Raw genomic sequence first — 15,195 nt, forward strand, 5'->3', positions numbered from 1 at the left:
GCGGCAGGTCGAAGGTGTAGCGCGGCGTGCCGGAGTTCACGTCGGTGCCGACCAGGCCCAGCAGCAGGCCGAGCACGATCATGCCGATGGCGCGCAGCAGCGATCCATGCGCCAGAACGACCGAGGCCACCAGGCCGAGGACCATCAGCGAGAAGTACTCAGCAGGACCGAAGGTCAGCGCCAGATCTGCCAGCGGCGGAGCAAACAGGGCCAGCAGGAAGGTTGCAACGGTACCCGCGAAGAAGGAACCGATGGCCGCCGTTGCCAGCGCCTTGCCGGCGTGGCCGTTACGCGCCATCTGGTAGCCGTCGATCGCGGTGACCACCGAGGAGGATTCGCCGGGCAGGTTGACGAGAATTGCGGTAGTGGAACCGCCGTACTGTGCGCCGTAATAGATACCGGCCAGCATGATCAGCGAAGAGACCGGCGGCAGAGAGAAGGTCGCCGGCAGCAGCATCGCGATTGTGGCGACGGGACCGAGGCCGGGCAGCACGCCGATCGCAGTTCCAAGGAACACGCCGATCAGGCAGTACATCAAATTAACCAAGGAGAAGGCGGTATCGAAGCCGAGCGCCAGGTTGCTGATAATTTCCATGACGTCTACCCCTTAGAAACCGAGCCAGGGCCCGAACATCGGCATCGGCAGGCCGAGCGCCTTGACGAAGACCAGTACGCAGAAAGCGGCCAGTCCAACTGCAACGGCCAGGAAAGGTCCGACCTTGAACTTCTTGCTTGCGTAGCCGCTCACCATCACTAGTGCGACGACGCTGATAGCCAGGCCTGCGCCACGGACCAGGACGCCGAACACGACGACTGCGACCATGATCAGGGCGATTTCACGAACAGCAAAGCGGCTGACTGGATCACCGGACTTGATCATGGAACGAACAATTCCGATCGAGCCAATCAAGGCGAGCAGCCCGCCGAGAATGGTGGGAAAGTATGCAGGCCCCATTCTCCCTGCCGTTCCCATCGAGTAATCGCGCCCGATGATGACGGCTGCGAGGCCGAATATGACGAATATGACCCCGGACCAGAAATCCTTGGGATCGCGAATGAACGATGGCAAAGCGAATCTCCTTCAACTTATTGAATCGATGGGAGTAGTGCCTTCCTTATCACCGCAGTAACCGCCCGGAGTGAGTGCTTGGCATCTTATCCCATTTTTGCAACCGCGGGATTTGGATCCCGTTGGGCTGCAACGCACCGGAAAACAGTTTTCCGGTGCGCCACTGCTACAGCATTACTTACTAAAAAATTGAATCAGTCAGCGTACACGCCGGCCTTCTTGATGATCGGGCTCCACTTGTCGATTTCAGCCTTCAGGAAGGTCCGATGTGCGTCCGGCGTTGCACGGGACTCTGCAACCGGCTCGGTACCCAGTTCAGCAAAGCGCTGCTTCACGTTCGCGTCCTTGAGCGCCGCCTGGAGTGCCTTGGAGAGGGAATCGACAACCGGTTTCGGGGTCCCCTTCGGGGCATACAGCCCGTGCCACACGGCCACTTCGAAATTCGGCAGGCCGGCTTCATGCAGGGTCGGCAGGTCGGAGAGCGAGGGTACGCGGGACTTGGTCGTCACGCCGTAGGCCTTGATCTTGCCGCTCTTGATCTGGCTGGTGGTGTTGGTGGTCTGGTCGCACATGAAGTCCACCTGGCCACCCAGCAGATCGTTCATTGCCGGGCCGGTGCCCTTGTACGGAACCGTGGTGATGTCCGTGTCGATGGCACTCATGAAGAGCATGCCGCACAGGTGCGAAGCGGAACCAACACCGGCGTTGGCATAGGTCACCTTGGTCTTGTTGGCCTTGACGTAGGCGAGCAGTTCCTTGAAGTCCTTCGCCGGGAAGTCCTTGCGTGCAACGAAGGTCATCGGCACATCGGTAATCAGGCCGACCGGTTCGAAGCTGTCGACTGCGTTATAGGTCAGCTTGCGATAAAGAGCCGGCGCGGTGGACTGGCCGATATGATGCAGCAACAAGGTGTAGCCATCCGGATCGGCCTTGGCGACGCGAGCAGCACCGATCGTGCCGCCTGCACCGCCGACGTTCTCGATGATCACCTGCTGGCCAAGGGTCTTGCTCATCGACTGGCCGACCAGTCGTGCAACCGTATCAGTAGGGCCGCCAGCCGCGAACGGAACGATCATGGTGATCGTTTTGGTGGGATAGGATTGTGCATATGCAGCAGTGCTGGCAACCAGCGCGAGACCTGCGACAAAGCGCAATGACTTGATATTCATGAGCGTCACTCCTCCAATAATTAATATTTGCCACACAAACATACAGCCGGCGAGCACCGGCTTGGAGATGCAATTGATGCGCACAGATTTACAGCAGCAAGTGTGCCTCCATGCACCATTATTGCCAGTGGCAATTCCACAAACAATTGTGGAAAGCCGCAGAAAAAATGCCATTAATGCAAGGGGAACTGCGCCTCGGCAGGAGAAGGGAAATGCTTACATTGCCAAACAGGCAAGAAGCAGGGCAAAAATGAATTGAGGCGCGGGCAACCGGAACGGTCAGACCGATTGCGGCAAGCAAAACCGGCCGCAACATATGCGGCCGAAAAAGCATCGACTTACTTGACGAGCAGTACCGGCACTTCGGCGAGGTGTATGATCTTGGTAGCGACGGAACCGACCAGCAAGCTTGAGATCCCCGAAAGCCCACGGGTGCCAATGACGATTTCATCGCACCCCTGCTCTTTCGCAAAGCGCGTGATGACTTCCGCTGGTTCGCCGACAAACAGGTGGACGTCACATGCCACTCCAGCCGCACTCAATTGCTCGCGGGCGGAAGCCAGGACCTTCATGCCCTCTTCCTGATGATATTGCTTGATCTGGTTCGCTTCGACAAACGCCGCGACACTTCCATGCAGCGGGTACTGTACATTCACGAGATGGACCTGATAGCCGTCCTTTGTTGCGCCGGCACGCTTGGCAACGTGCGCAACCGCATGCGCTGCGCTTTCGGATCCATCCACCGCCAGTAGTAGTTTCAGCATTATTCTTCCCCGAGATGAGATTGTTCAGTGTAGTTGCGCGGCGTCGAATTATCGTACGCCGCTGCCTTCGGATTTCTCACCCGCCAGATCTTCAAGCGGGGCCTTGTCCTTTGCCTCTGCCCTTGCCGCAAGCAGCTTGCCGACGACCACCACCAAAACGGCGCCAACGACCGGCCCAATCCATTTCGACGCGGGGAGCACCGACTCGAACCAGCTACCTACGGCGACGTCGCTGACGGCCATGCCACCGGCAATCCAGCCGAGCAATGCACCACCTGCAACAATCACGACCGGGAAGCGATCCATCAAACGGATCACGAGCTGGCTTCCGAGCATGATGATCGGGATGCTGAGGAGCAGGCCGAAAACGATCAGGAACTTGCTGTCCTTTGCGGCGCCGGCAATCGCGATCACATTGTCCAGGCTCATGACGGCATCCGCCACGATGATGGTCTTGATTGCCGCCGCAAGCGTTGCGCCGGCTTCGATGTTGTGCCCACCCTCGTCGCCTTCGGGCAGCAGCAGCTTGATGCCGATCCAGAGCAACAAAGCGGCGCCGACCAGCTTCAAGTAGGGGACTGCCAGCAGGGTGACGGCAAAGAGGATCAGGACGATACGCAGGCCGATCGCGCCGACCATGCCCCACAGGATGCCCAGCTTGCGCTGATGCTCGGGCAAACGGCGGCAGGCAAGTCCGATGACGACGGCATTGTCGCCGCCCAGCACGATGTCGATCGCGACAATCTGCATGAGCGCGACCCAGAACTGTGGATTAGAGAAGTCCATAATGATCCCAATAGGCAAGATTTGTTGAATACGGAAGGACAGGGAGCGCAGAAAATGCAGTGCGGCGCACGCATGCGCGACCCCTCAGGCCTGAAAAACGCGCCATCCCGAATATTGCCAACCGTACAAGCAGCTTTCAATCGGAAAAACCGAAGGAACACTGCGGTTCACATTTGAAATTATTGCCTGCTTGCTCATGATTCTCAAGGTCGGATATCGCATCGGCTCAAAAAACAAGGCCGCCGCCTCATGGGTGAGAGGCGGCGGCCAGGAGATCCGATGGAAACCGCGTTAAATCAAACGCCGTCGAACTTGATGCCTTGCTTGGTCACCACGTTTTTCATCTTGTCCAGTTCAGCCTTGATCTCCGCAGCATGTTCCGCGGGTGTATTGCCTACCGGCTCGGCTCCCTGCTGCTTCAGGCGCTCCTTGACCTCCGGCATGTTCAACACTTTTACAGCCGCCGTATTGAGCTTCTTGATGATGTCCTCAGGCGTCTTCGGCGGTGCGACGAGGCCGTACCAAGCGGGATCGTTCACCTGTTTCAGGCCGAGTTCGGCAAACGTCGGGACGTTCGGCAGCGCATCAAGCCGCTTGTTCCATGCGATGGCAAGGGGACGCAGCTTGCCTGACTGGATGTGCGACATCGACGAAGGCAGGTTGTCGAACATCATGTCAACCTGGCCACCGAGGAGGTCATTCAGCGCGGGACCGGCGCCACGGTAAGGAATGTGCAGAATGAACGTACCCGTCGATGCCTTGAACTGCTCACCCACCATATGCTGGATGCTGCAGGTACCCGAGGTGGCGTAGTTCAGCTTGCCTGGGTTCTTTTTCACCTGGTCGAGGAACTGTTTGAAATCCTGTGCGGCAAACTTGGAATTCACGGTCAGCACATTAGGCGTCCGCGCCATGTTGGTGATCGGCGCGAAACCGGAGATCGGGTCGTAGCCCAGCTTGGGATTGCATGCGGCATTGACAGCATGCGTCGAAACGGTCGAAACGCCGATGGTGTATCCGTCCGGCGCGGCTTTGGAAATGGCTGCTGCCCCGATACTGCCGCCGCCGCCACCGCGATTTTCCACGATGACTGCCTGGCCGAGTTCCTTGCCCAGTTTGTCCGCAACAATGCGCGCAACGATGTCAGTCGTACCGCCTGGGGCAAACGGAACAATCAGGGTAATGGGCTTGCTGGGAAAATTATCTGCGTGCGCCGAGGCAGCAAAGGCAAGACCCGATACGAGTGCGCACACCAGCTTGTTCAACTTCATGTTTTATCTCCTCAACCTATTGGATCAGGACGGCGTCGATACCGTCAGTTAGATGATGCACATCCCCTTTTGCATTCTCCGTGCCAATGGTACCAGCACATGCAAATTGTTGATTTTATGCAGATTTCTCTGGAAATTCTTGTCTTGAAATTGTGAAAAGCCAGAATCCGAAGTCCGGGGATTCCGGATATTCGCGCCCTACCTGCCGGAATACGCAGACGCTTCGCGGTACACCTCGGCGAGCAGGTCCTTGCCGATGCGGGGCTCCATCTCCTTGTGTACGCTCACCAGCGCACGCCGCCATTCTTCCCTTTCCTTTTCGGACAGGACGTAGATCGAGGTCTTGCCGGATTTACGGATCGCCTCCATCGCTTCCTCGTTTTCCTTCTGCGCGATCGCGTTTGCGTATTTGGTCGCCTCCTTCATCGCCCCCTCGAGCGCCGTTCGGACGCCGGACGGCAACCCATCCCAGAATTTCTTGTTGACGATGACGGCGTAGCCAAGGTACCCGTGATTGGAGACGGTGAGATGGCGCTGCAATTCATGCATGCGCTGTGTGTAGAAGTTGGACGGAGGATTTTCCGTCCCGTCGACGACGCCGCTTTGCAGCGCCTGGTACACCTCGTTGAAAGACAGCGCTTGGGGACTGGCCCCCAAGGCACGCATCTGGGCATCGAGGACTTTCGACGGCTGGATGCGCATCTTCATCCCCTTGAAATCGGCGGGCGTGCGGAGCGGCTTGTTCGATGACATGACCTTGAATCCGTTATCCCAGAACGCAAGACCGGTGATTCCCTTCGTCTCGAGCTTCTTGAGCAAGCTCTGCCCAACCGGTCCCTCCGTGACCCGGTAGAGCACCTCCTTGGTGGGGAAAATGTACGGAAGGTCGAACACCTCGAACTCGCGCACACCGAGAGGACCGAACTTGGCGAGCGACGGTGCGAGCATCTGGACGGCGCCCAGTTGCAGGGCCTCCAGCTCTTCCTTGTCCTTGTAGAGCTGGTTGTTGGGATAGACGTCAATGCGAACCCGGCCGCCGGTCGCCTTTTCAGCAAGCTGCTTGAACCGTTCTGCGGCCTTGCCCTTGGGCGTGTCGCTGGCGACAACGTGGCTGAACTTGATGACGATCGGCGCCTGTGCCGGTGCCTGCGCGTGTGCACAGTAACTTGCAAGAACGACAGGAACTGCGAGAAACCATGCGGCCAGTTTCATGGGGATTCCACGCTCAAGATAGGGATAGACTTCTGGTTGGAACATTGTCAATGTGCCGCTTGGCCGCTACAACTGTGGATAACCACAATCAAGAAGCATCAACGCCGGTTGACAGTGGGCTACACTGCAACCTTGGCGATGTACCCTCCAACCTTCCGGACGGCGCCTACGCTAACACGCCTGATCATGCTTAACAAACAACTTGCATCGCTATTCAGCCTCGGATTCCCTGGGCGCAGGCGCATCTGGCACTGGCTGGTTCCGATGCTGCTGGTACTGCTGTTCGTCTCGACCATGCTGTGGCTCCCATGGCAGGCGCAACAGATGGAGGCGAACGAGCGCCAGGAACAGCTGATCGCGGACACCCTGTGGGTGGAACAAACCATCCGCTTCCAGCTGGATCGCAACGAAGACAGTATCCGGCTGATCGGTAACGAAATCAGCACGGGCTACCTGTCGGGCAAGCGCCTGCAAGACCGCATGGCGATCCTGATTCGCAACAATCGGGAACTGAACCGCATCGTCTGGTTCGACCCGCACGGCAAGACGGTCGTATCCACAGACGATGCATCGGTGGCGTTGACGGACCTCTCATCGAGTTCGCGCATCACCGCCGAACGTGCGCGCGCCACCAAGACGCCGCAGTACAGCCAGCCTGCGCCGCCGCCTGGCCTGAACGGTCCGATGCTCATGGATTATCACGTGCCGCTCTACCTTGGCGAGCAGTACCTCGGCAGCCTGGTAGCTAGCTACTCGGTCACCAGTATCCTGGATGAAATGGTGCCCTGGTGGTTCGCGCAAGATAACGAGATCGTGCTTACCGACGGCGATGACAACGTCATCGCGCGGCGCGCGGCGGGCGGCCCGGGGCGAAACGTCTATACCCACAGCCGGGCACTGGAAGTGCCGTACGCCAGCCTCACCCTGCGCACCAACAGCGTCAAGAGCGCGCCGAAGCTGCTGCCCAACCTCCTGGTCGGCTCGGTCATCGCCCTTTCGGTGGGACTGATCTGGAGCCTGATCGCCCTATGGCGCGACATCAACCGCCGTCTCGCGGCGGAAGGCGCCCTGCGACAGCAGGTGGTGTTTCGAACCGCCATGGAAAACTCGCTGATGACAGGCCTGCGGGCACGCGACCTGGAGGGACGTATTACCTATGTCAATCCGGCGTTCTGCGACATGGTCGGCATCCCGGCGGAGGAACTGATCGGCAAGGCGCCGCCGATGCCTTACTGGGCGCCGGAAGCGATGGATGAGTACAAGCAGCGTTTCACCCAGGTGCTGGCCGGTACGGTGACGCCGCAGTTCGAGACCATTTTCCAGCGCTCGACCGGAGAGCGTTTTCCTGTCCTGATCTTTGAATCGCCGCTGGTGGACGACAGCGGCAAGCAGACCGGCTGGATGGGCTCCATCCTCGACATTTCCGATCGCAAGCGTGTGGAAGACCTGAACCGGCGCCAGCAGGAGAAGCTCCAGGCCAGCGCGCGCCTGGCCACGATGGGTGAAATCGCATCGACCCTGGCGCACGAACTCAACCAGCCCCTGGCGGCGATCTCGAGCTATACGACCGGAGCGCTGAACCTGATCGAAAACAGCGTGGCGAAGGGAATCCGGTTCGACCCCGAAGTCCTGAAACCGGCACTGGAACGCGCCAGTACCCAGGCGCAGCGGGCCGGGCATATTATCCGCAGCGTCCACACCTTCGTGAAACGGCGCGAACCGAGCCGCGAACCAATCGCCGTGCAATCGCTGATCGACAGCGTGATTCCTCTCGTGGAGTTGCAGGCCCGCCAGTTCTTCGTGGCGATACAAGTGAACGTTGTTCCGCACCTGCCCGCTGTCCTGGCCGATCGCGTCATGCTCGAGCAAGTGCTGCTCAACCTGACCCGCAATGCAATCGAGGCAATGCAGGACGTGGAACCCGAACGGCGCATCCTGCGCATCACCGCAGAGCAGGACGTCGATTCCGGCGCGCAAGGCAGCGTGGTGATCTCCGTGATCGACCAGGGTCACGGCATTCCCCAGGAAGTCGCGGAGCGGCTGTTCTCGCCCTTCTTCTCCACCAAAGCAGAGGGGATGGGGATGGGCCTGAACATTTGCAGGACGACCGTGGAGTTCCACGGCGGGACCCTGGTACACGCGAATAATCCCGGCGGCGGAACCATCTTCCGGTTTTCGCTGCCAGTTCTGACAGACACTGTGGCTGAAGTCGCACCTGCGGAACTCAAATAGATTCAACTAAGCTGCTCGAAACTGGCTTTGCCGCGCGACAACTCACTATAATGCAAACAAAACGGGCGGCTGAACACGTCCGCGGACGAGGAGACAGCATGCTGCACATCGTTGATGACGAAGAGGTAATACGCGATTCGCTGACGTGGCTCGCGCGCTCACGCGCCATCGAAACCAGTATTTACGAGAGCGGTACCGCCTTCCTTGCCGCCCTGGAAGCGCAGAAGGAATTTGACCCGCAAGGCGAATGCATCCTGCTCGATGTCCGCATGCCGGACATGAGCGGCGCCGCCCTGTTTGACGTCCTTTCCACGCGCGGCCTGACGCGCCGCCTGCCCGTCATTTTCCTGACCGGGCATGGCGACGTGCCCATGGCAGTGGATACCCTCAAACGCGGGGCGTTCGACTTCTTCGAGAAGCCGTTCAACGACAACAAGCTGATGGATCGCGTCGAGGAAGCCTTGGCGGCGTCGCGTGACGCCGGCGCAGCGGCTGAAGTGCATACGCGCCTTGCGACGCTTTCCATCCGCGAGCGTGAAGTGCTCGACCTCATTCTTGCCGGAAAAATGAACAAGGTAATCGCCGACGAGCTCGGTATCAGCATGCGTACGGTGGAAGTGCACCGCGCGCACATCTTCGACAAGATGAATGTGAAGACCGCAGTCGAACTGGCCCGGCTCCTCAAGTAACGCATCAGCAACATTCCGGACGGCGCAAAGGCGGAATACTCGGTAAGATTGCCTGTTTTTCACCGAAAACCTGCCTTGTTCCATGTCGATCGCCACCATCCTCTTTCCCGACTTTGCGCTGATTCTGCTCGGCTTCCTGCTGATGCGCTTCACGGACTGGGGACAGCAATTCTGGAGCGGGCTGGAAAAGCTGATCTACTACTTCCTTTTCCCGGCGCTCCTGTTTTACACCACGTCGCGCACGCCTTTTGACTTTGGCACGACGGGAAAAATGCTGCAGGTGGCGCTGATCGGCGTCGCATGCGGCATCGCTCTTGGCTGGTTGGCCAAGCCGCTTTTCCGAAGCCCGCACATGATGTTCGAATCGGGCGTCCAGACGGCCTTCCGTTTCAACTCCTACATCGCGCTTGCCATCGCATCGCGGCTTGCGGGAGAGGAAGGCACCTCCCTGATGGCGCTGATCATCGGCTTCGCCGTCCCGATCTGCAATATGGCCGCGGTCCATGCGCTCGTCCATCGCGGCGGTGGCTTGTTGCAGGAGCTGGCGAAGAATCCGCTTTTAATGGCAACCGCGGCAGGTATGACCTTCAACCTGCTTGGCTTGCAAGTGCCGGAAGTGATTGGCGCCACGCTGTCGCGGATGTCGAATGCCTCTATCGCCGTCGGCCTGCTGACGGTCGGAGCCGGGCTACGCCTCTCCGGGTTGCATGAGGCGAAGGGACTGGCGATCTACTTCCTCGCGGTAAAGCTCCTGGCTCTGCCAGCGATCGGATACGTTCTCGGCCGCTGGATGAATTTGCCACCGATGCAGCTGCAGATCGCCGTCGCTTTTTGCGCCCTTCCCACTGCGTCCAGCGCGTATGTGCTGGCCGCGCGCATGGGGGGAAATGGCCCGTTCGTGGCATTCCTGATTTCGGCGGGAACCGTGCTTTCCGTATTTACCATCCCGGTATGGCTGGCGCTCGCGCGTTGATCAACGGTGCTGCGCGAGCGCCCATTCGACATGCTCGCGCACCATTTCCGATGGATGCGTTAATCGCGCAGACAATCCCGCAACGATCGCCGCGTCGCCGGGACACTGCACGGCCGCGTTGCCCAGGCCGACCGCCAGGTTGCGCAACCAGCGCTCATGCCCGATGCGGCGGATCGGACTTCCCTCCAGCCTCTGGTTGAAGTCGCCCTCTTCCCAGGCGAACAGTTCAACCATCGTCGCGTTGTCCAAACCGTTTCGGACATCGAAATCCGGCACCGTTGAACGCTGCGCAAACTTGTTCCACGGACAAACAACCTGGCAATCGTCGCAGCCGTACACGCGATTGCCGATCAGCGGACGCAGCTCAAGAGGGATCGCGCCCTTCAGCTCGATGGTCAGGTAGGAAATGCAGCGTCGTGCGTCGAGCTTGAACGGCGCAAGTATCGCCTGCGTCGGGCAAATGTCAATGCAAGCCCGGCATTGACCGCAGTGCGGCTCGCTCGGCTGATCGACGGGCAGGGGCAGGTCGGTGAACAATTCGCCGAGGAAGAACATCGACCCCGCTTCGCGGTTGAGCAACAGGGTGTGCTTGCCGCGCCAGCCGATACCGGATTTTTCCGCGATGGCCTCCTCCATCACCGGTGCCGAATCCGTGAATACGCGATAGCCGAATTCGCCAATCTCCAGCCGGATCTTGTCCGCCAGCTGCTGCAGCCGGGCACGCAACACCTTGTGATAGTCGCGTCCGCGCGCATAGATCGAAATCATCGCCTGCCGCGGATCACGCGCACGGCGCTCTTCGGCTTCGCGCCAGTCGGCGGCCCCTTCCCGCGGAAGATAATTCATGCGCGCGGTGATGACACGGACGGTCCCCGGAACCAGTTCCGCCGGGCGAGCGCGCTTCATCCCGTGCGCTGCCATATAATCCATCTCGCCGTGGAAACCGGCATCCAGCCATGCCCGCAGGCCGGCTTCGGCGTGCCGCAGGTCGACATCGGCGATACCGATCTCGGCAAAACCGAGCTCTCGCCCCCATGCCTTGATGGCCAGCGCGAGCGTGGACAGGTTGTTATCAGAAACAGTCATGACAGGCGGGATTTCCCGGTATTTCGGGAAACGGTCGCGAAAAAACACCAAAGAAGCCATTTTACGAGATGCAGCACTTCCAGACTCACTTGCATGACGAAGCCGGGACGGCGGCGCTCGGCGCGTCACTTGCGCGCGCCCTGGCGCCTGGCCTGACAATTTACCTGCACGGCGACCTCGGCGCTGGCAAAACCGCGCTTACCCGCGCCATGCTGCACGCCGCCGGCCACGAAGGACACGTGAAGAGTCCGACTTATACCCTGGCGGAGCCTTACACGGTCCGGGTGGGTGGGCATCCGGTAGAAATCATTCATTTCGACCTCTATCGCCTTGCCAGTCCGGAGGAATTCCTCGACGCCGGCTTTCGTGAGCATTTCAATGAAACCACGATTTGCATCGTCGAATGGCCGGAAAAAGCCGCCGGGGTGTTGCCCGCGCCAGACATAAAAGTGCTTTTAAGCATCTCCGGGGACGGTCGTGATATAGAATTGCAAGGGTTGACCGACCAGGGTAGTCAATGCCTCGACCGTCTGAAATTCGCGCCAAATCTGTGACCTCAGGAACCCGCCGTACCATTATCAAAGCCGGCGGCACCCTCCTTCTCTCCGTTTTTGCCCCCTTGCCTTCCCACGCGGCCCAGATTTTGGCCGTGCGCGTCTGGCCGGCCGAAGACTACACCCGCGTCACGCTGGAGAACGACACCAACCTGAAAACCAGCCACTTCATCGTCAAGGACCCGGAACGGCTGGTGGTCGATATCGAGGGCCTCGAGCTCAACCCGACCCTGAAGGAGCTGGTCGCGAAGATCCAGCCGAACGACCCCTACATCAAGCAGGTCCGCGTCGGGCAGAACCGTCCGAACGTGGTGCGCCTGGTGTTCGACCTCAAGGAAGAGGTCAACCCGCAGGTTTTCACGCTCGTTCCTGTCGGCGAGTACCGTCACCGCCTGATTTTCGACCTCTACCCAGTCAATCCGCCCGACCCGATCCTGGCAATGATCCAGAAGGGCGAATGGAACAAGCCCGCGGAGATCAAGCCCCCTGTAGCGGAAGCCAAGCCAGAACCGCCGCCCGCCCAGCCGGAAGTGCAACCCGCAAAGGTCGAGGTAAGGGAAGACAAGGCGCCGACGCTCACGCGCATGATCACCATCGCGCTCGACCCTGGGCACGGCGGCGAAGATCCGGGTGCCGTCGGCCGCGCGGGCAGCCGCGAGAAGGACGTCGTCCTCGCGATTGCGAAACGCCTCAAGGGCAAGATCGAAAACCAGCCCAACATGCGCGTGATGCTCACCCGCGACGGAGATTATTTCGTGCCGCTCCATGTGCGCGTGCAGAAGGCGCGCAAGGTCCAGGCCGACCTGTTCGTTTCCATCCATGCGGACGCATGGGTCGAGACGACTGCACGCGGCTCTTCCGTGTTCGTCCTGTCCGAAAAAGGCGCCTCGTCCACGGCCGCCCGCTGGCTCGCCAACAAGGAAAACGCCGCTGACCTGATCGGCGGCGTCAACATCAAGTCGCACGACCGCCAACTGGCGCACGTGCTGCTCGACCTGTCGACCACGGCACAGATCAATGACAGCCTGAAGGTTGGCAAAGCCGTCCTCAATGAAATCGGCGGCATCAACCGCCTTCACAAGAATGCGGTCGAACAGGCCGGCTTTGCCGTTCTCAAGGCTCCGGATATTCCCAGCATCCTGATCGAAACCGCATTCATCTCCAATCCCGAAGAAGAAGCCAAACTGACCGACGATGCCTACCAGGAACAGATGGCTGATGCCGTCCTCAAGGGCATCAGGAAGTACTTCGCAAAGAATCCCCCCCTTGCGAAGAACCGCATGACCTGAGTGTTTGCCGGCGTATTGCGACCGCGTTGCGCGCTTGCCGCACGTGCAAGAGGACGATTGAAGTGGCAACTCAATAAGTATTAATACGAAGGTGTTCCAGTCCGCGAACTGCGTTTAATATAGATTCAAAGCAACAAAGTACCGTCAGAGTACGAACTGCGCGCCGACGTATTGCACGTGCGCGCCAGAGGGCACCAGGTTCCGGATTGCACAAGGTTGATCGTGTATATCCCCGCGAGCCTGCTTGTCAGTCTTATCCCGCAGCGCATCAGAAGCATTTGCAGCACATTCCCGTTAATCGGGGGGGACACATGAAAATTCGCAATCTCAACATCGGCACGCGCCTGGGCTTCGGTTTCGGCCTGGTGCTGGTACTCCTGGTCGTCCTGGCCATCGCCAGCCTTTCGCGCATGTCGACCATCCATCGCAGCCTGGAAAAGGTCATCAACGAGAACAATGTAGTCATCAAGGAATTGAACGACATGCGGCAGGCCGTCATGCTGGTTGCCGTCGCAGTGCGCAATGTCTCGGTGATGACCAACGAGGACGAAGTCACTGCCGAAATCAAGCAGATCAGCAGTGCCAATGCCGAGTATCAGGACAGCGCGGCGGCGCTTGGAAAACTCATGACCGACGGCGCAGGCAAGGCTGCGCTGGCGAAAATCGCAGCCGCGCAAGCGGCAACCGCACCCGGCGTGGAGAAGGCGACGATGCTCGCGAAAAAACAGGGGGACGTAATTCCCGTCCTGCTCAGCAGCGTGGTTCCGCACCAGCGCGCCTGGCTTGAAGCCATCGATGAGATGATCGCGCAACAACAGAAGCTGGCCATGGCGACCTCGGCCGAAGCGGACAGCATTTACGACAACGCCCGTCTGCTCACAATCGCACTGGCTGGCGTCGCGCTTGCAGTCGGCGCATTTGTCGCCTGGTTTGTCACCCGCAGTATCGTCGCGCCCTTGCAGGCCGCGGTGCATGTTGCCCGTCGCGTGGCGGACGGCGACCTGACGACAAGAGTGGTGGCCGAATCGCAGGATGAAACCGGCCAGTTGCTGGCGGCCTTGCGCGACATGAATGAAAGCCTTGTCCGCATCGTCGGCGAAGTCCGTGCGGGCACTGACACGATCACGATTGCCTCGAATGAAATCGCGCACGGCAACATGGACCTTTCCTCGCGCACCGAGGACCAGGCGAGCTCGCTGCAGATGACCGCCTCCTCCATGGAGGAACTGACCTCCACCGTGAAGCACAATGCGGACAACGCGGCACAAGCAAACAAGCTCGCCACGACAGCGTCGGAAGTTGCCGTCAAGGGCGGCACCGTGGTGTCGCAGGTCGTCGAAACCATGGGTTCGATCAATGAATCGGCGAAGAAGATCGTTGACATCATCGGCGTCATTGACGGCATCGCCTTCCAGACCAATATCCTTGCATTGAATGCGGCCGTCGAAGCGGCCCGCGCCGGCGAACAGGGACGCGGGTTTGCCGTGGTGGCATCGGAAGTACGCAGCCTCGCCCAGCGTTCCGCCGCCGCGGCAAAGGAAATCAAGGCCCTCATCAGCGACTCTGTCGAGAAGGTAGGCGTCGGCGCCAAGCTGGTCGATCAGGCCGGGACAACAATGGACGAGGTGGTCTCCAGCGTTCGCCACGTAACCGACATCATCAGCGAGATCGCCGCCGCCAGCAGCGAGCAAACCGCGGGCATTGAACAGATCAACCAGGCCATCATTCAGATGGACAACGTTACCCAGCAAAATGCCGCCCTGGTGGAGGAAGCCGCCGCAGCAGCAGGTTCCATGCAGGAACAGGCTCGCAACCTGTCGACAGTGGTCAGTGTGTTCAAACTTCATGACAGCCAGGCACCAATGATGCAGGCGCCCCTGAGGCAGGTGGTCCCGCCAAAGCCGGCCCCCATGCAGAAAGAAACGAAGCCCGGGCTACCTGCCCGCGCCCCGCGCGCCAAAATCCTGCCGTCCCATTCTGTCAAAGCAGGACCGGATAGCGCCGACTGGGAAGAGTTCTAACTGGCCGGCGCCGCAACCGGCGCGTGGTTCGCGCCACGCTTTCCTGATACCGGTCACCTTTTACCGCAATGCGGTATCGC

14 protein-coding genes are annotated in these 15,195 nt (G+C 59.7%); 6 read left to right on the forward strand and 8 right to left on the reverse strand.

Annotated features, from left to right (window positions below; all coding sequences use genetic code 11):
- From ACNOHI_RS21305 to ACNOHI_RS21335, 7 genes are all read right to left on the reverse strand, one after another.
- A partial coding sequence (locus ACNOHI_RS21305; protein WP_420476719.1) for a tripartite tricarboxylate transporter permease occupies nt 1-595 on the reverse strand: 595 nt, incomplete at its 3' end.
- Nucleotides 596-607: 12 nt separating this feature from the next.
- A complete protein-coding gene (locus ACNOHI_RS21310) occupies nt 608-1,069 on the reverse strand; it encodes a tripartite tricarboxylate transporter TctB family protein (RefSeq protein ID WP_420476720.1) in 462 nt (153 codons plus the stop codon).
- 194 nt (nt 1,070-1,263) lie between these two features.
- A complete protein-coding gene (locus ACNOHI_RS21315) occupies nt 1,264-2,238 on the reverse strand; it encodes a tripartite tricarboxylate transporter substrate binding protein BugD (RefSeq protein ID WP_420476721.1) in 975 nt (324 codons plus the stop codon).
- 338 nt (nt 2,239-2,576) lie between these two features.
- A complete protein-coding gene (locus ACNOHI_RS21320) occupies nt 2,577-3,002 on the reverse strand; it encodes a universal stress protein (protein WP_420476722.1) in 426 nt (141 codons plus the stop codon).
- Nucleotides 3,003-3,050: 48 nt separating this feature from the next.
- The gene (locus ACNOHI_RS21325) at nt 3,051-3,788 is read right to left on the reverse strand and encodes a TerC family protein (RefSeq protein WP_420476723.1); all 738 of its coding nucleotides are present in this window, start codon (nt 3,786-3,788) and stop codon (nt 3,051-3,053) included.
- A 296-nt stretch (nt 3,789-4,084) separates the two neighbouring features.
- Nucleotides 4,085-5,059, reverse strand: a complete 975-nt coding sequence (locus ACNOHI_RS21330; RefSeq protein WP_420476724.1) for a tripartite tricarboxylate transporter substrate binding protein BugE — start codon at nt 5,057-5,059, stop codon at nt 4,085-4,087.
- Between the two features lie 198 nt (nt 5,060-5,257).
- Nucleotides 5,258-6,271, reverse strand: coding sequence for a TRAP transporter substrate-binding protein (locus ACNOHI_RS21335; RefSeq protein WP_420476725.1), 1,014 nt, complete (start codon nt 6,269-6,271; stop codon nt 5,258-5,260).
- A 186-nt stretch (nt 6,272-6,457) separates the two neighbouring features.
- Between ACNOHI_RS21335 and ACNOHI_RS21340 the strand changes: the two genes are divergently transcribed.
- From ACNOHI_RS21340 to ACNOHI_RS21350, 3 genes are all read left to right on the forward strand, one after another.
- On the forward strand, nt 6,458-8,503 hold the full coding sequence (locus tag ACNOHI_RS21340; protein ID WP_420476726.1) for a sensor histidine kinase: 2,046 nt from the start codon (nt 6,458-6,460) through the stop codon (nt 8,501-8,503).
- 98 nt (nt 8,504-8,601) lie between these two features.
- Entirely contained in the window at nt 8,602-9,192 is a 591-nt protein-coding gene (locus tag ACNOHI_RS21345; RefSeq protein ID WP_420476727.1) for a response regulator transcription factor, read from the forward strand.
- An 82-nt stretch (nt 9,193-9,274) separates the two neighbouring features.
- Nucleotides 9,275-10,165 carry an AEC family transporter gene (locus ACNOHI_RS21350; protein WP_420476728.1) on the forward strand — a complete coding sequence of 297 codons (891 nt, stop codon included), beginning with the start codon at nt 9,275-9,277 and terminating at the stop codon, nt 10,163-10,165.
- On the opposite strand, the gene queG is transcribed toward ACNOHI_RS21350, so the two are convergent.
- The gene (queG, locus tag ACNOHI_RS21355) at nt 10,166-11,251 is read right to left on the reverse strand and encodes a tRNA epoxyqueuosine(34) reductase QueG (RefSeq protein ID WP_420476729.1); all 1,086 of its coding nucleotides are present in this window, start codon (nt 11,249-11,251) and stop codon (nt 10,166-10,168) included.
- 68 nt (nt 11,252-11,319) lie between these two features.
- Here queG and tsaE point away from each other — a divergent pair, with 68 nt between their 5' ends.
- The 3 genes from tsaE to ACNOHI_RS21370 all read left to right on the forward strand — a co-directional run bounded on the left by tsaE (nt 11,320) and on the right by ACNOHI_RS21370 (nt 15,115).
- A complete protein-coding gene (gene tsaE / locus ACNOHI_RS21360; RefSeq protein WP_420476730.1) occupies nt 11,320-11,805 on the forward strand; it encodes a tRNA (adenosine(37)-N6)-threonylcarbamoyltransferase complex ATPase subunit type 1 TsaE in 486 nt (161 codons plus the stop codon).
- Nucleotides 11,769-13,094 carry an N-acetylmuramoyl-L-alanine amidase gene (locus ACNOHI_RS21365; RefSeq protein ID WP_420476731.1) on the forward strand — a complete coding sequence of 442 codons (1,326 nt, stop codon included), beginning with the start codon at nt 11,769-11,771 and terminating at the stop codon, nt 13,092-13,094. Before tsaE ends, ACNOHI_RS21365 begins: the two co-directional genes overlap by 37 nt.
- Before the next feature lie 311 nt (nt 13,095-13,405).
- Nucleotides 13,406-15,115: a methyl-accepting chemotaxis protein gene (locus ACNOHI_RS21370; RefSeq protein ID WP_420476732.1), complete on the forward strand. Its 1,710-nt coding sequence runs from the start codon at nt 13,406-13,408 to the stop codon at nt 15,113-15,115.
- The last annotated feature ends 80 nt before the right edge of the window (nt 15,116-15,195 follow it).

Origin of the sequence: Noviherbaspirillum sp. ST9, assembly GCF_048799745.1 — a bacterium.
Taxonomy (GTDB): domain Bacteria; phylum Pseudomonadota; class Gammaproteobacteria; order Burkholderiales; family Burkholderiaceae_D; genus Noviherbaspirillum.